Below are 25,551 nucleotides of genomic sequence, written 5' to 3'. Positions count from 1 at the left end.
TTCCGTGTGTGCCTTGCCCCGGGCGGGGAAGTGTGCGGGGCCGTGGATCAGCCGGCGGACGTGTCGCGCGGGTGGTTCTCGGCCTCGAACATCCAGCGCTGCTTCTCCAGGTCGGCGGTGACGGTGATCAGCAGGTCCTGGGTGACCGGGTCGGCCTTCTCGGTCGCCTCGATCCGCTCCCGCAGCCGGCCGATGGCCGCCTCCAGCGAGGACACCATCAGCTCCACGACCTCCGTGTCGCGCAGCCAGCCGTCCTTGGTGCCGGGCAGCGCGAAGGTCGCGGCGATGGTCTCCGGCCGGCCGTCCGGCGGCACGCCCAGCGCGGCGGCCCGCTCGGCCACCGTGTCGGAGTGGGCGCGGGCCGTCGCGACCACCTCGTCCAGCTGGAGGTGGATCGAGCGGAACCGCGGGCCGACGATGTTCCAGTGCGCCTGCTTGCCGACCAGCGACAGCCCGAGCAGGTCGACCAGGGTGTCCTGGAGGGCGGTGCCGGTGACACCGAGCGCCTCTTCGGTAAGTGTGCTCTTGACCACGGTCATGGTGCGCGGAACCCCTTTCCTCGGCTTTCCTCAGTGACGTCCGAAAGGGCGGGTGCCCCCGCTGTGCGGTGGCAAACCGGCTGATCAGCGGGGGCGGCGGCGGGGACGTGGGGCACCGGCCGGGTGGCGTGGGCAGGACCCGGAGGTGTCGCGACCCGGCCCGGTCAGCCGGGCAGTACCCCTGGTCGGCCGGGCAGTACCCGGTCCAGGAAGCGGAGTAGCTCCGCGTGGGCCGTGGCGCGGTCCGTCTCGTGGAAGACCTCGTGCCGTGCTCCGGGAAAGATCCGTTCGGTCAGCCGGCCGCCGCTCAGCCGCTCCACCCCGGGCCGGCTTCCGGACAGCGGTACCAGGCGGTCGTCGTCGCCGTGCAGCCACAGCACCGGCAGCCGGCCCACGTCACCGCCTTGCGCGACCGTTTCCAGGGTGCGGGCGAACGCCCGGAGCGTCGGCCGCTTCATGGGCCCGTGCCACACCAGCGGATCGGCAGCGAGGCCGCGCCCACCGCCGGGTTACGGGACAGCGCGGACGGGCTGACCGGGGTGTCCGGGATCTCGTCCAGGGCCAGCAGCCGTCCCGGCAGTTCCCAGGCGCCGATCACCGGCGCGGACAGCACCAGCGCGCTCAGCCCGTCGCCGTACCGCTGGGCGTAGCGGGCCGCGATCAGCCCGCCCATCGAGTGCCCGAGCAGGACCAGCGGCGGGCCGGGACGCGCGGCCCGGGCCAGGTCCGCGACCGCGTGCACATCGGTGACCACGTCCTCGAAGTCCTCGATCAGTGCCCGCTCCCCGGCCGACCGGCCGTGACCGGCGTGGTCGGGCGCGTACACGGCGGCTCCGTACCCGGTCAGCACGCCGGCCAGTTCGTCGTAGCGGCCGGAGTGCTCGCCGTACCCGTGCACCAGGAGCGCCAGCAGGCGGGGGTCCGGATGCGGCCACTCGCGTACGGCGAGGGCCCCGTGCGTGCCGTCGAGGACGTGCTCGCGGACGTGGCGCATGTCTCCTCCCGTCGCCCCGGCTCCGGTCCCGGGGGAGCTTCCCAGCGGGGCGGCCGAGGTCTATAGTCCAAAACTAGCAGTGCTAATTAATGGGTGCTGCGCAGTTCCGTGATCCACAATGTCGTAGGTCAGGAGTCCCGCCGTGCGTCCCGTCCACTTCGCGACCGCCCGCCGCACCCCCATCGGCAAGGTACGCGGCGCCCTCTCCTCGGTCCGCCCCGACGATCTGGCCGCGACCGTGATCCGCCACCTGGTGGCCGACGTGCCCGCGCTCGACCCGGCCCGCGTCGACGACGTCTACTGGGGCGCCGCCAACCAGGCCGGCGAGGACAACCGGAACGTCGCCCGTATGGCCGCCCTGCTCGCCGGCCTGCCCGACTCCGTGCCCGGCGCCACCGTCAACCGGCTGTGCGCCTCCGGACTCGAAGCGGTCACCGCCGCCGCCCGCACCATCGCCGCGGGCGAGGCCGACATCGTGATCGCGGGCGGCTCCGAGTCCATGAGCCGCGCCCCCTTCGTGCTGCCCCGGCCCGACGAGGCCCTGCCGCACCGCATGGAGACCTACGACACCCGGCTCGGCTGGCGGCTGGTCAACCCCGCCATGAAGGAGCTGCACGGCCTGTTCTCCATGGGCGAGACCGCCGAGGAGGTCGCCGACCGCCACGGCATCTCCCGCGCCCGGCAGGACGAGTTCGCCCTGCGCAGCCACCAACTCGCCGCCGCCGCCCGCAAGAACGGCCACTTCGACGACGAACTCCTTCCTGTGGAGCGCCCGGACGGGGTCACCGTCGAGCACGACGAGTGCGTCCGTGAGGACACCTCCCTGGAGAAGCTGGCCCGTCTCAAGCCGGCCTTCCGCGCGGACGGCACCGTCACCGCCGGGAACGCCTCGCCGATGAACGACGGTGCCGCCGGGCTGCTGCTGGTCAGCGAAGAGGCCCTGAACGAACTGGGCCTGGAGTCCCTCGGCCGGTACGTCGCGGGCGCCTCCGCCGGCGTCCACCCCGATGTGATGGGCCTCGGCCCGGTGCCCGCCACCCGGAAGGTGCTCCGCCGGGCCGGCTGGGAGACCGGCGACCTCCAGGAGGCCGAGCTGAACGAGGCGTTCGCCGCCCAGACGCTCGCCTGCGTCGATCAACTGGGCCTCGATCCCGGCCTGGTGAACCCCACCGGCGGCGCCATCGCCCTCGGCCACCCCCTCGGCTGCTCCGGCGCCCGCATCCTGACCACCCTGCTGCACCGCATGCGGCGCACCGGCGCCCGGCGGGGCCTCGCGACCATGTGCGTGGGCGTGGGGCAGGGCAGCGCGGTGCTGGTCGAGCGACACTGAGGAGTCATCAACAGGGGAATTCCCGCGAGGGTTCGACGGGAGCTCCCCGCACGGGTCCGACGGGGGCTCACCGCATGGGTCCAGCGGGAGCCCCGCACGGGGGTCCGGTAGTACGAGCCGCAGCAAGGAAACGGAGCAGCACTCCATGGCAACCCTGTCCGTCGCCGCCATCCTCGCCGAGAACGCCCGGCGCCGCCCCGGCAAGACCGCCCTGGTCGAGGGGGAACTGCGGCTCACCTTCGCCGAGGTGTGGCAGCGGGCGCTGGCCCGGGCGGGCGCGCTCACCGGCCTCGGCGTACGGCCCGGCGACCATGTCGCCCTGATGGCCCCCAACACCGCCGAGTTCCCGGTCGCCTACTACGCGATCGCCGCGGCGGGCGGTGTCGTCGTCCCCGTCCACCTGCTGCTGTCGGCCGAGGAGGTCGAGCACGTCCTGAAGGACAGCGGCGCCACCGTGCTGCTCGTCCACCCGGCCCAGGCGGACACCGGCCGGGCGGCGGCCGAGGCGGCCGGCGTCCGAGTGGTCACCCTGGGCGAGGAGCTGGACAAACTCGCGGTCGACGCCGAGCCGTTGCCGTCGTACGTCACCCGGGCCGCCGACGACCCGGCGGTGATCTTCTACACCAGCGGTACGACCGGTGTGCCCAAGGGCGCCGTCCTCAGCCACTTCAACCTGGTGATGAACGCGACCGTCAACGCCTTCGACGCGCACGACGTCCGCGCCGACGACATCGCCCTCGGCGCGCTGCCGCTGTTCCACGCCTTCGGCCAGACGGTCTCGCTGAACTCCACCTGGCGGGCGGGCGCCACGCTGGTGCTGCTGCCCCGTTTCGACGCGGCCCGGGCCATCGAGCTGATGGTCGAGGAGGGCGTGAACACCTTCCACGGGGTGCCCACCATGTTCGTCGCCCTCGCGGCGGCCGCCGCCGACGCCGAGCGGCTCCCCGGGCTGCGACTGTGCGTCTCCGGCGGGGCCTCGCTGCCGGTCGCGGTACTGGAGCGGTTCGAGGCCACGTTCGGGGCGCGGATCTACGAGGGCTACGGGCTGTCGGAGACCTCTCCGGCCGCGACCGTCAACCAGCCCGTGTTCGGCGCCAAGGCCGGCACCATCGGGCACCCGCTGTGGGGCGTCGACGCGGAGATAGCCCGCGCCGACGTGGAGGACCGGATCGAGCTGCTGCCGCCCGGTGAGCTGGGCGAGGTCGTCATCCGCGGCCACAACGTCTTCTCCGGCTACCTCGGCCGCCCCGAGGCCACCGCCGAGGCCCTGGTGGACGGCTGGTTCCGCACCGGCGACCTCGGCACCAAGGACGACGAGGGCTTCCTGCGGATCGTCGACCGCAAGAAGGACATCATCATCCGCGGCGGCTACAACGTCTATCCGCGGGAGGTCGAGGAGGTCCTGATGCGGCACCCGGAGATCGCCCAGGTCGCCGTCATCGGCCTGCCGGACGAACTGCACGGCGAGGAGGTCTGCGCCGTCGTCGTCCCGGCCCCGGGCACCACCCCGGACGCCGCCGCCCTCACCGAGTGGTCCAGGGAACACCTGGGCCGGCACAAGTACCCGCGCCGCGTGGAGTTCACGGACACCCTGCCGCTCGGCCCCAGCATGAAGGTACTCAAGCGGGCGTTGCGGGCGCGGTACACGGGGCGGTAACGCTACGGGGCCGCAGCGGCGGGTACGGGGGCCGCCCGGCGGTATGGGGCCGCTTGGTGGCATGGAGGCCGCCCTGCGGCATGGGGCCGCCGACGGGTGCCGGTCCAGGGCGCCGGCGGGTGTGCGGTCCGGCGGTGAGTGCCATGAGCCCGTGCCGTCGGCCGGGCGGAGGCGGCTCGGCGTCGTGGAGCGGGCCGGCCCGCGAGACGGACCTTACGTGTGGGTTGATCATGCACATAGCATCGGCCCCCGAATGAACACGATGACGCTCTGGCACATATCCGGCTGGGAGTTCGCCGCGCTCGCCTTCGCGGCCGTACTCGTCGGCTTCTCCAAAACCGCGGTCAGCGGGGCCAACACGGTGAGCCTCGCGATCTTCGCGGCGGTCCTGCCCGCCCGCGCCTCCACCGGCGTACTGCTGCCCCTGCTGATCGCCGGTGACGTACTCGCCGTCTTCACCTACCGGCGGCACGCCCACTGGCCCACGCTGTGGCGTCTGTTCCCGGCCGTGGCGGCGGGCGTGGTGGCCGGCACCCTGTTCCTGGTGTGGGCCGGCGACGGCATGGTGCGGGTCTCGATCGGCGCGATCCTGCTCTTCATGGCCGGGGTGACGATCTGGCGCCGGCGGACGGCCGAGACCCCGCCCGCCCCCGAGGCGGAACCGAACCGGGCGGGCCGTGTGAAGGCCCACTCCTACGGTGTGCTCGGCGGGTTCACCACGATGGTCGCCAACGCGGCCGGACCGGTGATGTCGCTGTATCTGCTGTCCGCAGGCTTCCGGAAGCTCGGCTTCCTCGGCACCTCCGCCTTCTTCTTCCTCATCGTGAACGTGTCGAAGGTGCCGTTCAGCGTGGGCCTGGGACTGATCGACGGACGCGCCCTGCTCCTTGACGCCGCGCTCGTGCTGTTCGTCGTGCCCGGTGCGCTGTTCGGTAAATGGGCTGTGAACCGAATCAACCAGCGACTCTTCGAACAACTCGTCATCGCGGCGACGATCGTGGGCGGCGTGCAACTGTTGCTGCCCTAGCCTCAGGGCGGGCGGCGGTGACGGTGGCGGCCGGACGTCAGGTCCCGCACTGCCGGTGGAACCGAGCCGGCGGCTCCGGGCCAGGACACGGTGAGCACCCGCGCAGGACGCTCGGGACGGCACGTACGGACGCCACGGACGCCGTACCCCGGCCGTCCGGCCGCCGAACGGAACCTCGTACGCTCACCCCTATGCCCGCGCATGTGCTGATCCTCGGCGGCACCACCGAGGCCCGTCGCCTCGCCGCCGACCTCGCCGTCCGGCCCGGGGTACGGGTCACCACCTCGCTCGCCGGCCGGGTCACCCGGCCCGGGGCACTGCCCGGCGAGGTGCGCGTCGGCGGCTTCGGCGGGCCGGAGGGCCTGGCCGGCTGGCTGCGCGAGCACCGGGTGGACGCCCTGGTGGACGCCACCCACCCCTTCGCCGGGACGATCACCGCCCACGCGGCGCGCGCGGCACGGGCCACCGGAGTCCCCGCCGTGGTACTGCGCCGCCCCGGCTGGCGGCCGGGCCCCGGAGACCGCTGGTACGACGTGGCGTCCCTGGCCGGTGCCGCCGAGGCCCTGCCCGGTCTCGGCAGCCGGGTCTTCCTCACCACCGGACGCCTGGGGCTCGCGGCCTTCGCCTCCCTGACCGGCCTGCACTTCCTTGTCCGCTCGGTGGAACCGCCCGAGCCGCCCCTGCCGCCGGACACCCGGGTGATCCTGGCCCGCGGCCCGTTCACGGTCCCGGACGAGACGCGGCTCCTGCGCGCCCACCGGATCGACGTCCTGGTCACCAAGGACAGCGGAGGCCAGGCCACGGCGGCGAAACTCACGGCCGCGCGCGACCTGGGGCTGCCCGTCGTCGTCGTCCGCCGCCCCCCGCTGCCGGACGGAGTCGAAGCGGTACCCGACGTGGCGAGCGCCCTGGAACGTCTGGGCTTCGCACCACACGACGGACCGGGCGCCTGACCCGGCCGGGTGCCGGTCGCCGGAGCACCTGCCGGTTTCCGGAGCACCTGCCGGCCCCGCGCTGTTCGGTCGCGCCCCTGTGCGGGCGGCCCGCCCCGTTCCCGGCCGGGCTGCCTGGTCCCCTTCCTGTCTCCTGTCAGTCCCGCGCGGGCCGGCCCTCCGCCGGATTCCTGCGCAGCAGGTACGTGTCCATGATCCAGCCCTTGCGCTCGCGGGCCTCGGCCCGCAGGCGCTCGATGCGCGGAGCGGCCTCGGCGATCGGACCGGAGACGAGGATCTCGTCCGGCGTGCCTATGTAGGCGCCCCAGTAGATGTCCATGTCCTCCTCGGCGTACCGCCGGAAGGCCTGGTGCGCGTCCAGCATCACGACCACGTCGTCCACCCCCTCCGGGAAGCCCTCGGCCAGCCGCCGCCCCGTGGTGATCTGCACCGGCCGGGCGACCCGGTTCAGACCCGTGCGATGCCGGGCGACCAGGGCGGAGACGCTGCTGATGCCGGGCACCACGTCGTACGTGAACTCCACCGCGCCCCGCGCCAGCACCTCCTCCAGGATGCCCAGCGTGCTGTCGTACAGCGCCGGGTCGCCCCATACGAGGAACGCGCCGGTGCCGTCGTCGTCCAGCTCCCCGGCGATCAGCCGCTCGTAGATCCCGGCGCGGGCGCTGCGCCAGTCGCCGACGGCCGGGGAGTACGCCGCCCCGCCCGCGGAGCGGTCCCGCTCCGGGTCGCGGGCCTCCACCACCCGGTACGACCCGGCCGGCAGATGCGCGTCCAGCATGTCCCGGCGGAGCTGGGTCAGATCGCTCTTCACCTCGCCCTTGTCGAGAAGGAAGAACACGTCCGTGCCCCGCAGCGCCTTGACCGCTTGGAGGGTCAGCTGGTCGGGGTCGCCCGCGCCGATACCGATGACATGAATCTTTCGCACGCCCCGAGTCTGCCGCATGCCACTGACAGTGCGTCCACCGCCTCCGTACGCGCAGCGACGACCCCTCGGTGGCACCCGGGGAGCCCCCCGGGTCAGGGGCCCGGCCGGGACGCCTACGCGGAGCCTGGCCAGGGAGCCCCGGCAGGACCCGGCCGGGAGGCCTCGGCGGGGCCCAGCCAGGGAGCCTCGGCGCGCGGGTCGACCGGTGCCGAGCCGCGCTCCACCCGCCCCGCCAGCTCCCGGGCCCACCGGGTCAGCCCGGGCAGATCAAGTCCGTAGGGCCGGTCCTCGCCCTGCCCGGCCGCCCATTCCTCGACCGCGCCGGCGCCCCGCCGCAGCAGCCGGGCCCCGCCGACGGCGTTGCCCCGGGCCGCGTGGGTGAGCCCGACGGCCAGCTGGGCCAGCCCCCGCCAGAGCGGGCGTTCCTCCCCCGGCCCCGACTTCCAGGCGTCCTCGAACACCTCGTGCGCGTGGAACGGCCGTCCGGCGGCCAGCAGCGCCTGTGCCTCACCGACGGTCTCCCGAGGTGCCCGCACGATCCCCTCCGGCTGCCGGGGAACGCCCTCGGCGCCGTAGGGCAGCGGACGCCCCAGCCCGTCCCGGGGCCGCGCGTTCCGGGCCCGCCCGGCCGTGTCCCGGTCCCTGGCATCCGATGCCCCCGAGTTCGTCATACCGCCGATTGTGCCCCGCCGTCTTCCCTGCCGCGCCCCGGCTCCCACCCGACCGGCAATCCCGCTTCACCCCGTCTTGTACGACTCCCTGCCCGGCCCTCTTCGGCGCACCCGCCAACGTGGGGTAAAGTACTGCCCGCACGATCACGCGGGCCACCGCGAGGCAGTGCGACGGGACGTGGCGCAGCTTGGTAGCGCACTTGACTGGGGGTCAAGGGGTCGCAGGTTCAAATCCTGTCGTCCCGACTGGAGACAGTCGCAGGTCAGGGCCGGTTTCGGAGCAATCCGAGATCGGCCCTTGATCGTTTTTGGGGACCAGTTGGGGACCAGTGCTCCCTTGACCGGTGTCGGCGGGTCATGACGATTGGTCCCGGGAGCGAGCGGGGGGGGGCGCGGACTGGTCATGAGGGAGCCGTGGCCGGCGATGCGTCGCAGGACGTGGACCGGGACTCCCGCGTCGGCGAACCAGGTGAGGCCGGTGTGCCGGAGGTCGTGGCGGCGCAGGTGTTCGTAGCCGAGCCTGATGACCACGTCGTCCCAGTGGGTGGCGTCGTGCAGGACGGCGGTGGAGATGCGTCCGCCGCGCGGGCCGGTGAACAGGCGGGCGGCGGGGTCGGTGCCCACGGACAGGATGCGCTGGGCGACGAGGGGACGGATCTCCTCGATGATGGGGACCTTGCGGGCCCGCTTGCCCTTGGTGCCCTTGTCGGTCAGTCCGTCGGGTGCGGGTGTGGTCTGGCGGCGCACGGTCCAGATCCACTGGTCGGTGTCGATGTCCTGGACGCGGCAGCCTGAGACTTCGCCGATCCGGGCGGCGGTGCACGCGGCGAAGACGACGACGTCTCCCCATCCGCGGTCCTGGTCGTGGGAGGCGGCCACGAGCGCGTCGGCCAGCTCGATGAGGCTGTCCCAGTCGGGCAGGGCCAGCGCGCGCGGACTACGAAGTTCGTCCTCGGCCTGCTTGTAGAGCTTCTGCCAGCCGGTCACGCGGGCGGGGTTGACGGTGATGATGCCGTCGCGGACGGCCTGTTCCATGACGCGGACCAGGACGGCGATGGTGTTCTTGACCGTTGAGCGGCTGTGCTCGTCGGCGATCCAGTTCTGCACGGTCCGGTCGACGACACCGTTGGTGATCAGCCGCACGGCGAGGTGGCTCAGGGCGGGAACGACACGCTTTCGCCACCCCGCGAGGTAGGGGTCGAGTGTCTTCAGCTCCAGGCCGCGCAGCGCGAGGTCCATGTTCGCTTCGCCGTATTCGGCCAGCGTCATGGTGGCGGTCGACGGGGTCAGGCCGGCTTGGGCGGCCTGGACGATGGCCTGGAGCCACTCCAGCGCTTCTTCTTCGCTGTTCTTTCCCTCGGACAGTGACTGGCGACGTTTGGTGGTGGGATCCCACCATCGGACGCGCGCCCGGTACGGGGCGGGGCGGTCGGGGCGGTGTTCGATGTCGGTGGAGATCCGGATGCCGACGGCGATGTTGGTCCTATCGGCCATGGATCCCCTTGGTGGGGGAGGTACGACGGCTGCGCAGCCATTCCTCGACATCGAGGGCGCTGTACATGACGACACGTTCCGAGAGAGCGACGAACGGCGGCCCTTGGGGAGGCCGGGCGGTGCATCATCGGCGCAGTGTCGAGGCGTCCACCCGGAGACGAGCGGCCAGGTCGCTGGTCGAGTACCAGGCGTTGGTCAGGAGGGGTGCTTGGTTATCGGCGGGGACGGCATGCCGGCGGGGAGATGCGGGTTGTGCTGTGGTCTTCTTCTCGTGATGGGGTTCGGCGTTGGTGCTTGTTGCTATCGGGTCAGGCAAGTGCGGGTGATCTCCGGGCAGTACGGAGCACCAGGCGGGTCGGTGAAGAGGTCGGATGCGGGCGACACGTTCCGGGAACGGAGGGCGTGTCGCGCCCGGCAGCAGCGCTGATGCCGGTCACCATCACTCGCGGTTGTGCTCCGAAACGGGCGTTGACCAGATAGTCGTCTCCGGATACGCCGGTTTGGCTAACCGGCGATTACGGGCTATGTTGCCCGGCTGACGCGACATGACGGGGCGTGAAGAGCCAGCCACTGGACTCCTCTATCGACCTGTTTACGATGACGCATCATGTGGAGTGCGTGGCGATTCTGGAGCCGGCCGAAAAGGGCCGCTGACCTGCGGTTTCGGTGGGTGTGCATGATGTGCGCTATGGGCGTTACGGGCGATATCTTGACGCTCGAATGACGCTCTGCGCGGTATCTTGACGCTCATTTGACGCTCGCTTTGATGGTGCGTCAGGTGTATCGCGTCGCTGTTCAGGTGGGCTCCTGGTTTCGTAGGCGTGGCGGGCTGCCGAGGACATCGGGGCCGTTCGCCCAGCGCGGAACGACGTGTATTTCGAACCCGTATCCGAGTGGTGGAATCAGCTCGCCGGGGATGGGCGGGCGGCCTTCGCGGCCGCGCTGCCACCAGCCCATGTCCTATGCGTCCAAGACGAGATGGGTCTCCTGCGACATCGAGGCGGACCAGCCGACGATGCGGCGGGAGAAGGTGTCCACGACGAAGGCGACATAGACGACTCCCGCCAGGCGGCGACGTGGGTGAAGTCGGTGACCCAGGTGCGATTGGGGACCGGGGCGACGAAGTCGCGGTCCAGGCGGTCCGGGGTGCCCAGGAGCAAGGGCCAGGCCCGCTGGACCATGCGCGGCGAGTGCAACGAGTGCGAAGTCCCTGCGTTCTCCCACAGCTTCACGATCGATGGATACTTCCTGCCCCAAGCATCGGCGAACTTCGCGGACCGCTCCAGGGCGGCCTTCTCGGTCGGCTCCGTGTGGACCGGCTCCAGAAGCGCTTTAGTCCCAGTCCTGGCGGGCGGCGTAGCGGAAGGAGTCCCGCAGCAGCTGCACCACGCATCGGTGGCTGCCCTGCTCGGACCAGGCAACGCGGGGGCTCGAACACGGCCGCCGACCGCATCACCGCCGCCGGCCCGGCCCTGGCCCAGCTGCCGAAGAAGTACCGGCGCGGGCGACAGAGCATGGTCCGCGCCGACTCCGCGGGCGGTACCCACGACTGCCGTCGCCTGGCTGGCCCGGCGGGGACGGTGGCTGAACTGCTCGGTCGGCATGGTGGTCACCGAGGCGATCCACCAGCACGTGCTGAGGGTTCCGGCCAGGGCATGGACGCGGGCCGCCGAGGCGGACGGCGGGATCCGCGATGGCGCCTGGGTCGCCGAACTCACCGGCGACGTGCTTCGGGGCTAGCCGGAGGGGATGCGGCTGACCTGATCCGCCACCAACATCGTTGGCCGGCCGGTCGTGGAGCGCGAGCTCCGTCGCCGGCTGCGGGAAAGGGCCGAGGACCGCGTCCGGGCCGCCCGGACCACCGGCCTGCGCAACCTGCTCCTGCGCCGCACCCGCACAGCCTCGCCCCACGCCACCAAAACGGTCCACCGACTCCGTCAACGACCCGCCACGAAACGTCGAGGTCAGATCCAGCGGACCAGGCCCTTAAGAACCCGGAAAAGCTTGGCCCGCCATGACGCGTTAGCAAGCCATTCACGGTCTTTGGTGATGCTGGCCCGCGTTACACCTGCCTCCCGCCTGCTGTTGTGGGCGGGTGTCAGATGCCCAGTAGTTATACGCCACCCTACCCGGAATACAGAAATGTCAAGTTCTTGAGCCGCCTCATACTGGGAAGCCCACTCATCGTCAGAGCATTCGACAGGGGAATTGCTCCATCCCTTCATCACTCGCGGGTATGAACGATCAGCCACGTTAACCTCACATTACAACCATTGCGAACGTTTGCAACGCAATCGAACTGCGGTTACCGCCTCGCATGCGAGGCGGTAACCGCAGTTCGATTCAGAACATCCATTCCTTCACGGTGACACCCACTTGTCGTAGCGCCGCACTGCCTAGCTGTGTTCGAGGGGTGCCCGCGAGCGGGAAACCAGCCTTTGGCCCCAGAGCGACGCACCCACCTACTCCTCTGCCGCAGAGACTACCGGCTAGGATCCCCATCCCTTCCGCTTTTGCAGTACCTACCAAATATTGAGCCATTCCTTGATGGCGCTCTTCGCTTGAAGACGCAGCGTAATGCGCCATGAGTCCACCAGCGAACAGCGCTCCCGCACCCACGACGAAGAGTCCGGCTCCGCACGCCACTGACGCTATGCAGACTGCGGTTCCTGTTGCGGCGAGGATTCCCACCCCCTTGTCGATCAACCAGTGCTTGTCGGTCACCTTGTCCTTGGTGTTCTGCCAAGCGTCACTGAAGTGGCCCTTCATGATGCTGCCGAAGATTCCGTCCTTCTTGCGGCGTTCTGCTTCTGCCCTGCGTCGGACCTCTGCTTGGGCTTTGAGTTCTGCTGCGCGGACGGCTCGGGCTTCCGCTTGCGGGTTGTAGGTCTTTTTGCTGATGTTGCCTTTGCTGTATCCGAGGCGGTGGCCGTCGGAGCACATGCCGTGGTGGCAGACGGAGTGGTTCTTGCCGCCTGGGTCGACGGGCCCGTCCTGGACGTATCGCTTCGGGTTGTTCGGGCCGGTGCCAGTGCCTCCGATGGGGTAGCCGACGCCGCAGATATCGGCGAGGCACAAGCCTGACGGATCAGCGTGGGTGATGGGACTGTTGTGGGCGTAGCTGTAGGCGTTCATCTGGGCGGGGTCATCGATGTCGATGATCGGGTCGACGGAGATGAATTGGCCGGTGGTGGGGTCGTATTCGCGGGCGCCGAGGTGAACGAGGCCGGTGGGGTCTGGTGTGCCGCCGACGAAGCCGCGGGTGCCGGGGATGGTCTCGGCCTGGAGGGAACGGAGCTGGCCGAAGGGGAGTTGCTTGCGGCGGGTGACGGCGAGGGTGGTCATGGCGACGGCGGCCATGGCGGTGCCCTGCTGGTCGGGGACGAGGAAGGAGAAGCCGCTGCTGGTGCGGACGGCGACAGTCTGGCCTTCGTGGGTGTAGTAGCGCACACCTTCCTTGGTGCCGTCGGTTTTGATCTTGAGTTCGTTGTTACCGGGCAGGGTGAGGGTGGTGGTGCCGTCGGCGTCTTTGGCTATGAGGCGGTTGCCCTCGGCGTCGTACTGGTAGCTGGTGGTCCTGCCGTTCTCGGTGAGGGTGGCGAGGTGGCCTTCGTCGTCCCAGGTGAGATTCTGGGTGCTGGTGCCGACGGTGCGCTTGGTGGTGTTGCCCGCAGCGTCGTAGGCGAACGCGCTGGTGCGGCCGTCATCAGCGCCGCCTCTGACGGTGGCGGACTGCACCGCGTGCGGCAGCTCCGACTTGGGGTTGTTGTGGACGTAGGTCGTGGTGGTGTCGGTACCAGCCAGGAAGCTGGTCCCGTGGTCGGTCTGCTCGATGCGGTTGCCGACAGTGTCGTATGTGAAGGACTGCCAGTACGCGTCCGGGCCGCCGACGGCCGACGCCGACGGCTGCGCGTCGCAGTCGGTCTTGGCGGTCCACGCCTGGATGAGCCGGCCCAGGGCGTCGTTAGCGAAGCACTGGGTGTCGACTGTCCGACCAGCGTCCTGACCGCTGGCGGTGGTGATCCCGGTGATGTTATCGGCGTCGTCGTAGGCGTAGGTCACGTCGTCGATGCGCTGGGGGGCCAGGTCGCGATCGGTGGTCTGCTGGTGCAACCGACCGGTGAATTCGTCGTATACCTGGGTCCGGTAGACCTTCTTGCCGAGCGTGCCGTACTCCGTGCGCACAGGGCGTGAGAAGACGTCGTGACTGGTGGCGTTGATGAGGGTGACGGCGCCGGCGGTGGTCTTCTGCGGGAGGTTGCCCGGTCCGTAGACGGTGGTCTGGCGTTCAGCAGGCAGATCGCCGACCGCAGGGTGTTTGATCCACTCCTGCAGACTGGTGTAGGCGTTGTAGCCGTAGGTCCAGGTGTAGCTGCCGGCGACCGCGCCCGCCTCGGCGGGAATGGTGACGGTGCTGGAGGTCGGCTGGTAAGCGTCGTTGTACGAGTCGACGGCGGAGGTGTACGGATTGCCGCCGATGTAGCGCGTGCTGCTGGTCAGCTGGCCCTTCGCGATCGTGTCGTAGGCCCACTCTGCCAGCAGGGAGTTGCCCTTCTTCACGGTGGTCCTGCGGCCGAGCTGGTCGTATCCGGTGGTCAGCGTGATGCCGCGGGCGTCCGTAACCGTGACGGGGTTTCCCAGCTCGTCGTAGGTGATGTGGCTCTTGCCCTTGTCGGGGTCGTCGATGTCGGTCTTCTGGCCCCGGGCGTCGAAGCCGTAGGACCAGACGTTGCCCGCCGGGTCGGTGACTGTCAGTGGCTCGTCCCACATGCCGTAGCTGTAGTGGGTCCGCTGCGAGGCGGTGCGGGCCGCATCGGTGTACTCCAACCGATCGGTGGTGCGGCCCTGGGCGTCGGTGATCACCGTGGTAGCGATGCCGCCCTTCGGTGGAATCACCGTAGTACGGTCACCGTCGTAGAGAGTCGTGGTGCGGTACTTCTCCTCGCCGTAGGAGAGAGCGATGGCATCGGTGACGCGCCCCATGCCGTCGTAGACGTTCTGCGTCATCGTCGGCACCGTGTTGTCAGCTGCCTTGACCAAGCTCTCCGAAGGCGCTCCATCGGTGTAGTAGGGAGCGTGGGACTTCCATGGGTTGCCGAGGGTGTCGTAAAGCGTCTCCGTCACGATCCGGTTGCTGGTGCCGATCGCCGGAGCCTGTGTTTCACGCGGTCGCATCAGACCGTCGTAGAGCTGGTAGCTGGTGCTGTAGGAACCGTCGTATTGCAGTGTCTTGGTCGCCACAGCGTTGGCCGCGCTCTGCGAAATGGTGTACCGGTACTCGGTCGAGGGCTGGGAGGGGTGGTCTGCATTGGCCCAGCCGGGCTTCCACACCTGCAGCGTGCGCCCCAGTCCGTCATACACGGCGTCGGTGCGCTTACCGTTGGCGTCGACCATGGCCGTCGGCACCGCGCGAGTTGGATCGTAGTAGGTCATGGTGATGTGGCCGAGGGCGTTGGTCTCCCTCTGCAAGGAGGGTGCCTCGGTCGTAGTCGGCGTATACGTGGTGGTGCTGGTGTTGCCCCTCGCGTCGGTCTCAGTGAGCTCTCGGCCGTGCTGGTCATAGGTGTGGCGGGCGGTGGTCAGGTAACCGGTGCCCTTCGCGTCCTGCTCGTCCAAGCGTGTGACGTCACCCTTGGCCGGCGAAGTGTCCAGGCTGGTGGCATCGTCGTAGTAGTACCGTCCGACGGAGATCAGGTCGGCAGGAAGTGACGGCGTCTTGTCGCAGGGGACTGCGACGGTTCGCTCGGCCTTGATCAGCGTAAGAATGTTCGCAGCCGAGTTGCGGGCGTAGTCAGTAGCGGTGCACTCCTCGTCACCCGTGACCACGACGTCACCGAGGTCGGACTCTGTCAGGACCAAGCCATAGTTGTCGAAAGACCGCGCGGTACGAGTGGTGCGCCAGGAGTCGCCGACGGCTGTCCGAGTTTCCTCAAGCTGCGTGCCGGTTGCATAGGCGTTCAGGACAGGCAAGCCACTGCGGGACTGGCTGGCGGTGGCCGTGCTGTGCCAGGCGGTGTAGCTGGTGGTGGTCTCCAGCCTGCCGCCGTTACCGTCGAAAGTGGCCTCTTCCCTCGTCATGCCGGCGAAAGCACGGTGATCGGCGACAGCGCTTTCCTGATGGTCTTTGACCTGGGCTCCGTCGATGCCGCGGAAGTAGCGGTACTCCCTCAGCGTCTGTTTCGTCGAGGCAGGACTGCCGCCGCGGACCTGGACACGACCGTATCCCTTACGATCACTGTAGGTGAGGTACTTGGCCTTGGTGAACTCGTCCTCGTCTTTATCCCATGCCATGCCGTCCAGATAGCTGTAGTCGGTCTCTTTGGTCGGGGCTCCGCCAGTGTTGTCCGACTCCAGGATCTGCGTGACGACGTAGGTGTGGAACCAGTCCAGGTATGGCTCGTAGTCAGCGGCCGGGGCCTCCGGCGGAGACCAGATCACCGGGTAGCAGCGGCGAGTATTGGTCGAAGGAGCGGGCACGTCGCCGGCTTTGCAGTCGGGCCGCGAGTAGGTGACGCCGATGGTGGCCCCGGTCTCGGTGGTGATGCCGTAAACGCGATACCGCGTCAACGGAGGCACCGGATCCGGGCTGCCACCGGTGGTGGCACCTTCGACCCGGTTGGCCAGCTGCTGGCCCTTGAAGGTGACCGCGGGCAGGCTGACATCGCCAGTGCCGGTGTGTCCCGTGCGCGTGATCGACGCCAGCCACAGCGCGGGCGCAGACCCATCGCCGGTGGCGGGGAACTGATGCGTCAGGGTCCAGGTGTCGACCGGCTTGTAGGCGCCGCCGGTGAGGATGGAGGTGTCGATCTTGGTCAGCCGCTTACGTGTCCAGAACGACGGCGAGTAGCGGCTCTTGCAGTCGTCGCCCTTCTTGCAGTATCGATCGAAGGGCACATCGGGCCAGTTCTTGGCGTGGGCGGAGTCGAAGACGCCGCAGTCACTCAGGAGGCAGCGCTCGGACACGGTGAAGTCCACCCGGCCGGCCGCCTTGGCGCTGTAGACGCTGCTGGAACGCAGGCCGTACTCGATATGGTCCAGGTAGCCGCCGCGATCGTACTCGGTGGCGGTGGAGGCCCCGGAGCTGGAATTGACGTCGAGACCGTAGTAATTGGTCTCCTTGGGGCCCCAGTAGTAGGCCATGGCGTCGGAGTGCGGGTCGACGACGTAGTCGAGGTTCCACCGCCACGCCTGCCGGCACCAAGAGTCCTTGAACGCGGCCGCATGGCACGGTTCGCCCGCGTGGTTGCCGAAGACGGGGACTGCCCAGGTTGAGTTGGTCTCTGTCCTGCCGCTTGTCCAGCCGGGCAGGTGGTTGTAGCCGAAGTAGTACTGGGTGCCGTCCGGGGTGGTTACCTTCCAGTACTCGCCGTTGTCGTCACCGTTGGCGAGGCTCGTGTCGGTGAGTTTTTCGGCCTTGGTGCCGTTGTCGTTCTGCAGGTGCCATTCGCCCGTGCTGTCGTCGTGGACGAGCACGTTGGTCTTTCCGCCGAGTTCCAGTACGGCGTTGTCCTTCTTCCAGCACAGGTCGCCGCTCTTGTCGGTGCCGTTGCCGTCCTTCACGTCGTCGGAGCAGGAGACGTAGCGACGCTCGATGTATCCGGGCGCCAATGACCAGCCGTCACCGACCCAGTTGGCCTGGTTGTTCGTCGCCGCGGTGCGTCCGTCGACCGCCTGCGAGGAGTAGGACAGGCTCAGGTCCGGTTCAACCCCACCGGGCACCTCGGGCGTGTCGACGTCGTACGACCAGGTGAAGGCACCACTGGAGCCGCCCGCAGTCCACGAAGCCGTCGGAGCGAGCGGCGTGGCCGAGAAGTTGCCCTGGCTGCCGGAGGCAGCGGCCGTCGCAGCGAGCAGCACGGTGTTGCTGTCGGTGGTGCTCTGAGCAGTAATGGATGCTGGCGCGCCGGATGCCAACGTGGAGGGTGATGGCGTATCAGGCTGCGAGCCCTGTCCGTCGGCAGCCGGTAGGGAGACTGTGGCTGCCAGAGTTTTGGCCTTGGTGTCGTTCTCGGTCCGGAGCTCTCGGCCTGTACGGCAAGTCGTCTTGCTGGGGGTTGCCAGCGCGCACTCGGGCAGCTGGCGTAGTGACAGCCGGGAAGCCCAGTCACCGCCGAACATGTACTGAAACGTCGAGTAGTCGACCTCGATGTCGACCTGGCCGCCGGCTCCTGCGGATCGGAGCGCCAGCACCACCCCATCGATGCCAAGGTTCCTCGCGACTTGCTGGTCCAGCACTTCTACCTGCGCCGTGTCCGGGCCGCCTTTCGCTTTCCCTTTACTTGAGCCAGCCCGGCCGATCCTCAGCGGTGTACTTCCTACAGGTAACTTGCCACTATTGCTCAGCTGCACAGTGGCTTTGCCCGGGTGTGGCCACGCGGATCTGGGCACAGCCTTCCAGGCATGCCGAGCCGCCTCGTCCGGCTTATGCAGCTGCTGAGCCCTTTCCGCAGACGTCGGTACGGGCTTCGGCTTCCTGAGCTTGGCCAGCGACAGTTCCGCCGCTGCGGCTACCGGCCCACCCAGCAAGCCGGCCACGAGATAGGCCACCAGCGAGGCAGCGATCCATCTCGCGACTCGCGCCTGTCTGCCCATCGAACTGCCACGATGCACGAATCCCCCCCCCACAAATCGGACACTTCCCCCCCACGAAAATTTCACAAGCGTGTAGATCGTCCGGAACTTTACATCGCCATCAAGGGGGTCCCAAGAGGGCGACAAATAAATTTCGAGCCAGCCTGAGTCATTGACCGAAAATAGGTTCTCAAAATGAAATGAGCCACATCCCATTAATCCCGATATCGAACGCAATGGCCCTAATTGTTAGGTTCGCATAGATTGGGGAATTCGGTGCAGCTCGGGATGCCTGATATTCGAACGGGTTGCGCGGTGCACGTGAGTCTGTGAAGATTCCGTAAGGGGGTTCAATGAGAAGTTTGCTATGTATCTTCCTTACGCATGCCGTCTCGTCACGAGTTACGCCGGAGGGGGACGGCCAGCATCCAGGGTCTGAGGAGTGCGGCCGGGGCCGGTCGGCGCGCCCAGGGCATCCTCATCAGAGAAAGGTCTGCTGTGAAAATTCCAAGACTGTGGCCATGGGAGAGTCGCCATCGACGCAGAATTTTACCAAGGGCATCTGCCCTGGCTGTCGGGTCCTTGATATTGCCGGTGGTCGTATCGACAGCTGTCCTGGCGGCGCCCGCTGCAGAAGGGTCTGCTGATGTCCAGCAAGATCCGCTCGCGGTAGCCTCTCAGGAAGCCGTAAAGACCGGACAGCCAGTCGAGGTGGCTGCCAAGAGAACCGAAGACAGCGAGGTCTACGCGAATCCGGACGGGACCTACACTGAAAACCAGCACGCTCTTCCGGAGAGAGTCCGCAAGGGCAACAAACTGGTTCCAATCGACGCTACACTCCAGCTCAACTCCGATGGAAGTCTGTCGACCAAGGCCACCACCGTAAGCGTGACCTTCTCTGGAGGCGGCAACGGACCGCTGGCCACGGTCACACGTGACGGGCGCAGCATCTCCCTGTCCTGGCCGACCGCATTGCCCGATCCCGTAGTAGCCGCAGACAGCGTGACGTATCCGGATGTACTGCCGGATGTGGATCTTAAGCTCCAGGCCGGAGCCAGCGGCTTCGCTCAGCTTCTGGTGGTGAAGACCCCAGAGGCGGCGAAGAATTCACGACTGGCGTCCCTGCAGTACGGCATGGTCGCCGACGGCGTCGAAGTGCACGCCGACAGCAACGGTAACCTCACTGCCCTCAACCCTGCGGGGCAGGAGGTGTTCACCAGCCCCACTCCCCGCATGTGGGACAGCACCACTGCGGCCTCCCCTGGGGCAGTGTCCCGTACGAACGCACAGGGCCCCCAGAATGAGGATGAAGAGACAGGCGTTCCTACTGGCGAGTTCGAGCCCGGTTACGGTGCTAAGCAGGCCGCGATGGACGTGACATTGACCGACACGCATCTGTCGATCACTCCGGACAAGGAACTACTGACCGATCCGAGCACCGAGTTCCCGGTTTACATCGACCCATACGTCTCGGGCGCCCGCGAGGCATGGGCGATTGCCTATAAGAAGTATCCGAACTCCTCTTTCTACAACGGCGTCGGCTGGGGCGGCTCCGGGTCCTCCACCACCACCGCACGTGTGGGCTACGAGAACGAAACAAACGGCCTGGCCGAGTCCTTCTTCCGTATGGACTCCAATAAGCTGTGGGACACCAACAAGCAGATCATCAATTCCACCTTCAGGATCAAGAACACCTGGTCGTGGTCATGCACGGACCGCATTGTTCAGGTCGGCCTCACCGGGGGAATCAGCTCCTCCACTACGTGGAACAACCGCCCGACCTGGGCTCGGACGCTGTCGTCTGTCAATGAATCGTTAGGCTGGGGCAGCAACTGCCCGGCCGGAAACCTCGCCTTCGACGTAACATCGGCCGCCAAGGACGCCGCTTCGAAGAAATGGTCCAACATTACATTGGGCATGCGCGCAGACAACGAGAGCGACGTCTACGCGTGGAAAAAGTTCGACGCCCACAGCGCGGTCCTCTCCACGTCCTACAACACCGTCCCCAACCCTCCCACCGGTCTGTACACGTCTCCGGACAGCGGCAAGAACTGCGGGATCAGCACTCCGTATACGGTGCTCGGCAACACCGACGTAACCCTGGGCGGTAGGTTTACCGACTCTGACGGCGGCACCGTCAAGGCCCACTTCCTTCTGTGGCCGACAGGCCACGGTGGAGCGGCCAACGAGGTCAACAGCACCGTCTCCACCACGTCTGGGACCATCAGCAAGATCGTCGTCTCCAAAACCAAACTCGCCGCGCTGCTCAAGGACGCCGGTATCGCCGGCACCGGAACTTTCACCTGGTACGCACGGGCCGAGGACGGCTCCGCTACCAGCGCCTTCAGTTCTGAGTGCCACTTCCAATTCGACAGCACCCGCCCGAGCCACCCACCGACTGTCACCTCAACTCAGTTCCCCGACGGCAGTGACGGTTGGCCGCAGGACACTAGCCTCGTGAGGACCCAAGGCACCTTCACCCTCGGTAGCGGCGGTGTCAACGACGTCAAGAAGTACGAGTACTGGACGGACTGGGACGCCACCGTCCGCACCGCCACGCCCGCATCCCTCGGAGGGCCGACGGACGCCAGGCTGACACCGACCTCGGCCGGACCCCACTTCCTTTACGCCCGCAGCATCGACCAGGGCGGCAACGTCTCCGACCGCACCGCATACCTCTTCTACGTCAATAGCCCAAGCATCCAGGACAAGCCGGGCGACCTCAACGGTGACGGCAACAGTGATCTGTACGGAGTGCGATCCGATGGCGCCCTCTGGCAGTACTCCGGCACTGGTAACGGAACCCTGAGCGCATACACCGAAGCCGGCTCAACCAACTTCAAGGGTGCCTCCATCACCCACCGCGGCGACTGGACCGACGACGGTTACGAAGACCTTGTCGCACTCAGCGGCACGGACGGCAGTAAGACTCTGCAGCTCTACTCCAACAACGGCTACGGCTATGCCTGCACCACTGTCGGCGAACAGGCCAGCACCGGTGCCTGTACTACCGGTCGGCAGGAACTCACCGTCTACGATCCTGGCAACAGCCACTGGCAAGATGCCGACCAGATCATCGCCATCGGCGACGTCGACGGCCCCTTGGATGTTGACGATGACGGCAGCGTCGACATTCCCGGCTTCCCCGACCTCCTCGTCAAGGAGGGCAACCTGCTCTGGCTTTACTACGGTGCCAGCAGTTACCACCTCGATGAGACCTACGAGCCAGTCCTCGTCGGCAACGGTGGGTGGTCCGACTACGACATCATCGCCCCCGGAGATGTCGACAACAACCAATACGTCGACATCCTGGCCCGACGGAGATCAACCGGCACCCTCTACTACTACCCAGGATCCGGCCCGTCCGGCGAAGGCCTGGGTAACAGTACGACGCGAACCCAAATCGGCACCGGCTGGACTCCCACAAGCCGGCCTTTGATCACATCGGGTGGGGACGCAGACAGCGACGGCAAGCCGGACCTGTGGGCAACCAGCCCCGATACCGGCAAAGGGCTGTACTTCTACCCAGCCGTTACGAACGCCGGTCACGGTACACCTACCGCGGTCGGTACCCATGGCTGGTTGGACTTCCAGACACTGAGCTGACGAACGCCGCACCCGGTTGGTGGGGCTCGCCGCAGGCGCCGATCACGGCGCGGCCGCCTACTGCCTCCACCTCCAGCATCTGACCAATGGAGAGCTGAGGGCAGCGGACGCATAGTGGGCGCAGGTCGAAGAGGATCTGGCCGACGCGGAGGGCGGAGACCCGACCTTCGATGAGAGGCCGACGCTGATCGAGGCGCTGGATGATTTCGCCGGTACCGCGCTCGCGCCGGCGCCCACCAGGCGGTCCCCATGGGCGGTCTGCCGGGGGAGGCCGACCGCCTGGCTGACCAGTACGACGACGGCCTGCTGGGCCGGTCCGACCGCCGCCTGGCGGACCGCCGGCGTGAACTCACCAGCCACTGACTCCAACTCATCGCCGAAGGGGGCCTCCCGGGCACCACGCCCACCCGGGAGGCCCCCTTCGGCATGTCCACTGAAGGAGTTGGTCTCTGTGGCCGCTTCCCCTGCTACGGCCGACCAGCGGCCCCTCCCGGCGCGGTGCCCTACCCGCATGCCCGCGTCGAGGGCGGCGGGGCGGTCGGTGGTCTTCCAGGCCGGGCCGTGCTGCTGGTCGAGACGGTCCGCAAGACCGACCTGGACCACGCGATATCCGCAGCCCTGACGCCGTGGCGCAAACCGCGGGCGGTGCACGATCCGGGCAAGGTCCTGCTGAATGTGGCGCTCGCGGTGGCGCTGGGCGGGAGCTGCCTGGCGCGATGTCGCCATGCTGCGGGCAGAGCCGGCGGTGTTCGGGCCGGTGGCCTCCGACCCGACCGTCTCCCGGCTCGTCGACACCCTCGCCGTCGGCGGGACACGGGTCCGGACAGCCCTCCGCGCTGCCCGGGCCAACGTGCGCGAGCACGTGTGGAAGCCGGCCGGTGACGCGGCGCCGGACACCGGCGGGCAGGTGACCGTGGACCTGGAAGGCGTCACCGTCCTGGCCCACTCCGAGAAGCGGGATGCGGCGGCGACCTGGAAGAAGTCCTTCGGCCACCATCCGCTGATGGGGTTCGTCGGCCATGGCCGCGGCGGGTCCGGGGAGCCGGTGACGGGCCTGCTGAGGCCGGGGAGCGCGGGCTCCAACACCGCCGCCCGACTGGCCCTGGCCCAGCTGCCGAACCCGACTGGCCCTGGCCCAGCTGCCGAAACAGTACCGGCGGGACGGCAGACCCTGATCCGCACCGACTCCGGCGGCGGCACCCACACCTTCGTCGTCTGGCCCGCGACTACGAGACCCGGCCCGCCCGCTCGGAAGCCATGATCTACCTCGCCATGAAAGTCGCGTTCGCCGCAGTGCGACTGCCGCAGGAGAGGTCGTCGAGCGCCCGCGGTGCCGTTCGGGTCTGTCACTAGGGAATCAGCACGCTATGCCCTGCTCACGCAACCAGTCGCATTGAGTCTCACCTGAGGACTTCGGCCGGTCGACGCCCGGTCGCATGGTACGAAGTTCCTCCACCGTGGCATTCTTCGGCCACTCTGTAGGGTTGCCGCTGGAGGAGGGGACCACGTGTTGCGGCGTGGACGGACTGGGTGTTGCCGGCCGTGAGTAGGAAGGCGACGGAGAGGCGTCCGCTGGGCTCGGTGAAGGACTTTCCTCCGTCGTCTGGCGAGACGGCTCGGGCTTGCTCCTTTGTGTGCTTGGCGAGGGACTCGGGGCGGGGGAGGCAGCCCCCGAACCGCTCGCGCACGCTGTCGCTCCAGTGCCGATGCCGACGACCAGCAGCGCAGCAACGGCAATGGTTATCGCGCCTGCCCGCATGCGGGTGCTCCTCCTCCAGGTGATTGATCAGGGCGCCTGAACTCTACGGCCGGCGGGAAGCCCCAGCACATCCGCGCGGGTGTACGAGACTCAGGCCGACGTCGGGCCGCCACCGCCGGACTCGCGGTACAGCCAGGCGACAGCGACGACCGAACCCGACACCGCGAGGCGTAGGCCGATGAATGCGGGTGCCGCGCCCCGCGGTTCCGGACCGTGGGCCCCGGCGGCCGCCGCGTCCGTCAGAGCGGAGCGTGTCATCCGTGCCGAGCGATCCGAGCTATCGAAAAGGGACTCCGGCTACGACGACTTCGCGTACGTGATGCCCTGTCGGCCGGCGATCCGGTTGAGCCTGGCCGGGTTGAGCCGACCGTCCACCATGAGCCGGGGCCCGCCTCGACCATGTCCCCGAGGAAGCACTCCCAGCCGCCCGGCGATGAGATCCCCGGTACGCGCGGCGGGCCGCCCGCCCTGGTGAGCAGGGCCGGCCCGCGGTGGAGGCCCGCGCCGTGGGCCGGCGCGAACGGGGTGGCGTCGGTCCCGCGGAGCAGCGGGACGCCCGCCCGGTGCAGCGCCCGCAGCGGTCCGACAGGCTGGAGCACTACACCTACTGCCCACGCCAGTGCGGGCTGATCCTCCTCGAGGACTCCTTCACCGACGACGCGGCCACCGTGCGCGGCACCCTCCTCCAGTAGCTCTGTCGCCTGTCGCTCCACTACTCGGGAGCGAACGGTAGGCTGATTTTGCTGCTCAGGCAGCGTGGCGGTCGCCCTCCGGGGCGGCCGAGGATCGCAACAAGTGGAAGCGCCTGATCTGGCCGTCCCTGCTGGGGCTGGCGGCCCCCCGGGCGGCCGAGGATCGCAACGATCACTGGTACAGCAACGCCGGCGGCAAGGCCGTCACTGGCGGTCGCCCTTCGGGGCGGCCGAGGACCGCAACGACCCCCGCGCCATCGACGCCTTCGAGGACTGGCCCTGGCGGTCGCCCTTAGACGCCATTTCACTTGGTCAGTCTGCGGTGGCATATGAGGGTCGCGGCGATGGCGGTGAAGGCGAGGAAGTGTTCTGGCTTGCGTTCGTAGCGGCGGTGCAGACGGCGGCAGCCAGACAGCCAGGACACGGTCCGCTCCACCACCCAGCGGTGCCGGCCCAGGTGCCGGGAGGACTCGATGTCCTTGCGGGCAAGACGATGCCGGATGCCACGGGATGCGAGCCATTGCCGCAGGTGACGGTAGTCGTAGCCCTTGTCACCGTGCAGTTTGCCGGGCCGCCTGCGCCGTGGGCCGCGGCTGGAGCGGATGGGCGGGATGCCGCGGACCAGTGGGATGAGGGCCTGGCTGTCGTGGAGGTTGGCGGCGGAGATGCCGATCGACAGGGGCAGGCCCTGGCGGTCGACGATGAGGTGGATTTTCGATCCCTTCTTGCCGCGGTCGGTCGGATTCGGTCCCGTCAGCTGCCCCCTTTGAGGGCCCGGACGCTGACGGAGTCGATTGCGCACCGCGACCAGTCCAGCTCGCCCCGGGCACCGAGTTCGTCCAGGACCAGGCGGTGGAGCTTGGCCCACACCCGGGCCTCGGTCCACTCGGTGAACCGCCGGAAGGCCGTCACGCCCGACAGGCCGAATCCCGGTGGTAACTGGTTCCAGGTGCAGCCCGAGGTGGCCACGAAGATGATCGCGGCCAGCACCTCGCGGTCCCCTCGCCGACGATGCCCTCCACCCTGCGGGCGCACCGGCGCTGGTGGCACCACCCGCTGGAACAACGTCCACAGGTCATCCGGTGCCATCCGCTCGACAAGCGCAGCAGTCATCACCCCAGACTGCCGCAAGATCACGCCAAGTGAAATGGCGTCTTAGGGGCGGCCGAGGCTGGCAACCCCCTCCTGTTCCCCATCGTGGGAGTCGAGCCGCAGCCTGACGGTTGCCCTTTTGGGCGTTAGAGGATCGCAACATCGACATGGACAACTTGCGTACGCCGGTGCGTGTGATTGAGACGGAGCGGGCGCTTAGAAGGCGCCCGCTCCAGTGCTT

Annotated in this window: 12 protein-coding genes, 1 tRNA gene and 6 pseudogenes; 10 read left to right on the top strand and 9 right to left on the bottom strand. The window is 68.4% G+C overall.

The window, feature by feature from the left end; all coding sequences use genetic code 11:
• Nucleotides 1-47: 47 nt before the first annotated feature.
• Together Srubr_RS18765 and Srubr_RS18760 are read right to left on the bottom strand one after the other, a co-directional pair.
• Nucleotides 48-539 carry a Dps family protein gene (locus Srubr_RS18765; RefSeq protein WP_189999281.1) on the bottom strand — a complete coding sequence of 164 codons (492 nt, stop codon included), beginning with the start codon at nucleotides 537-539 and terminating at the stop codon, nucleotides 48-50.
• A 164-nt stretch (nucleotides 540-703) separates the two neighbouring features.
• Nucleotides 704-1,533, bottom strand: a pseudogene (locus Srubr_RS18760) (lysophospholipase).
• Nucleotides 1,534-1,675: 142 nt separating this feature from the next.
• On the opposite strand from Srubr_RS18760, the gene Srubr_RS18755 reads away from it, so the two are divergent.
• From Srubr_RS18755 to Srubr_RS18740, 4 genes are all read left to right on the top strand, one after another.
• Nucleotides 1,676-2,863, top strand: a complete 1,188-nt coding sequence (locus Srubr_RS18755; protein ID WP_189999282.1) for a thiolase family protein — start codon at nucleotides 1,676-1,678, stop codon at nucleotides 2,861-2,863.
• 145 nt (nucleotides 2,864-3,008) lie between these two features.
• Nucleotides 3,009-4,520: a long-chain-fatty-acid--CoA ligase gene (locus Srubr_RS18750; RefSeq protein WP_189999283.1), complete on the top strand. Its 1,512-nt coding sequence runs from the start codon at nucleotides 3,009-3,011 to the stop codon at nucleotides 4,518-4,520.
• Nucleotides 4,521-4,773: 253 nt separating this feature from the next.
• Nucleotides 4,774-5,547, top strand: a complete 774-nt coding sequence (locus Srubr_RS18745) for a sulfite exporter TauE/SafE family protein (RefSeq protein ID WP_189999284.1) — start codon at nucleotides 4,774-4,776, stop codon at nucleotides 5,545-5,547.
• Nucleotides 5,548-5,738: 191 nt separating this feature from the next.
• Nucleotides 5,739-6,500 carry a cobalt-precorrin-6A reductase gene (locus Srubr_RS18740; protein ID WP_189999287.1) on the top strand — a complete coding sequence of 254 codons (762 nt, stop codon included), beginning with the start codon at nucleotides 5,739-5,741 and terminating at the stop codon, nucleotides 6,498-6,500.
• A 136-nt stretch (nucleotides 6,501-6,636) separates the two neighbouring features.
• Here the strand turns inward: Srubr_RS18740 and cobF are convergent, their stop codons facing one another.
• Both cobF and Srubr_RS18730 read right to left on the bottom strand, forming a co-directional pair.
• Entirely contained in the window at nucleotides 6,637-7,425 is a 789-nt protein-coding gene (cobF, locus tag Srubr_RS18735) for a precorrin-6A synthase (deacetylating) (protein ID WP_189999288.1), read from the bottom strand.
• A gap of 113 nt (nucleotides 7,426-7,538) precedes the next feature.
• Nucleotides 7,539-8,096, bottom strand: coding sequence for a DUF309 domain-containing protein (locus Srubr_RS18730; protein ID WP_189999290.1), 558 nt, complete (start codon nucleotides 8,094-8,096; stop codon nucleotides 7,539-7,541).
• A gap of 172 nt (nucleotides 8,097-8,268) precedes the next feature.
• Between Srubr_RS18730 and Srubr_RS18725 the strand changes: the two genes are divergently transcribed.
• A tRNA-Pro gene (locus Srubr_RS18725) sits at nucleotides 8,269-8,342 on the top strand.
• Between the two features lie 216 nt (nucleotides 8,343-8,558).
• On the opposite strand, the pseudogene Srubr_RS42050 reads toward Srubr_RS18725, so the two are convergent.
• Nucleotides 8,559-9,131 (bottom strand): annotated as a pseudogene (locus Srubr_RS42050) (site-specific integrase); the annotation flags it as partial.
• A 45-nt stretch (nucleotides 9,132-9,176) separates the two neighbouring features.
• Between Srubr_RS42050 and Srubr_RS40850 the strand changes: the two are divergent.
• The gene (locus Srubr_RS40850) at nucleotides 9,177-9,464 is read left to right on the top strand and encodes a hypothetical protein (protein ID WP_229926979.1); all 288 of its coding nucleotides are present in this window, start codon (nucleotides 9,177-9,179) and stop codon (nucleotides 9,462-9,464) included.
• Nucleotides 9,465-10,553: 1,089 nt separating this feature from the next.
• Here Srubr_RS40850 and Srubr_RS40845 read toward each other — a convergent pair.
• Both Srubr_RS40845 and Srubr_RS42250 read right to left on the bottom strand, forming a co-directional pair.
• Nucleotides 10,554-10,732 (bottom strand): annotated as a pseudogene (locus Srubr_RS40845) (DDE-type integrase/transposase/recombinase); the annotation flags it as partial.
• A 69-nt stretch (nucleotides 10,733-10,801) separates the two neighbouring features.
• Nucleotides 10,802-10,985 (bottom strand): annotated as a pseudogene (locus Srubr_RS42250) (transposase); the annotation flags it as partial.
• Between Srubr_RS42250 and Srubr_RS18715 the strand changes: the two are divergent.
• Nucleotides 10,986-11,747, top strand: a pseudogene (locus tag Srubr_RS18715) (hypothetical protein); the annotation flags it as partial.
• Nucleotides 11,748-11,933: 186 nt separating this feature from the next.
• Here the strand turns inward: Srubr_RS18715 and Srubr_RS18710 are convergent.
• Nucleotides 11,934-17,825, bottom strand: a complete 5,892-nt coding sequence (locus Srubr_RS18710) for an RHS repeat domain-containing protein (protein WP_229926980.1) — start codon at nucleotides 17,823-17,825, stop codon at nucleotides 11,934-11,936.
• Between the two features lie 930 nt (nucleotides 17,826-18,755).
• Between Srubr_RS18710 and Srubr_RS18705 the strand changes: the two genes are divergently transcribed.
• The 3 genes and pseudogenes from Srubr_RS18705 (at nucleotide 18,756) to Srubr_RS18695 (ending at nucleotide 24,218) form a co-directional block, all read left to right on the top strand.
• Nucleotides 18,756-21,767, top strand: coding sequence for an FG-GAP-like repeat-containing protein (locus Srubr_RS18705; RefSeq protein WP_229926981.1), 3,012 nt, complete (start codon nucleotides 18,756-18,758; stop codon nucleotides 21,765-21,767).
• A gap of 498 nt (nucleotides 21,768-22,265) precedes the next feature.
• Nucleotides 22,266-22,992 (top strand): annotated as a pseudogene (locus Srubr_RS18700) (transposase); the annotation flags it as partial.
• A 1,040-nt stretch (nucleotides 22,993-24,032) separates the two neighbouring features.
• The gene (locus Srubr_RS18695; RefSeq protein WP_203855037.1) at nucleotides 24,033-24,218 is read left to right on the top strand and encodes a hypothetical protein; all 186 of its coding nucleotides are present in this window, start codon (nucleotides 24,033-24,035) and stop codon (nucleotides 24,216-24,218) included.
• Nucleotides 24,219-24,522: 304 nt separating this feature from the next.
• Here Srubr_RS18695 and Srubr_RS18690 read toward each other — a convergent pair.
• Nucleotides 24,523-25,331, bottom strand: a protein-coding gene (locus tag Srubr_RS18690; protein ID WP_373319166.1) for an IS5 family transposase whose coding sequence is annotated in 2 segments (ribosomal slippage) — nucleotides 24,523-24,981 and nucleotides 24,984-25,331 — 807 coding nt in all. Because the reading frame shifts where the segments join, the coding sequence is not laid out codon by codon here.
• Between the last annotated feature and the right edge of the window lie 220 nt (nucleotides 25,332-25,551).

This window comes from Streptomyces rubradiris (assembly GCF_016860525.1).
In the GTDB taxonomy this organism is placed as follows: Bacteria; Actinomycetota; Actinomycetes; order Streptomycetales; family Streptomycetaceae; genus Streptomyces; species Streptomyces rubradiris.
Note: the sequence above shows the minus strand (reverse complement) of the source record. Positions and strands in the feature narration are given on the sequence as shown.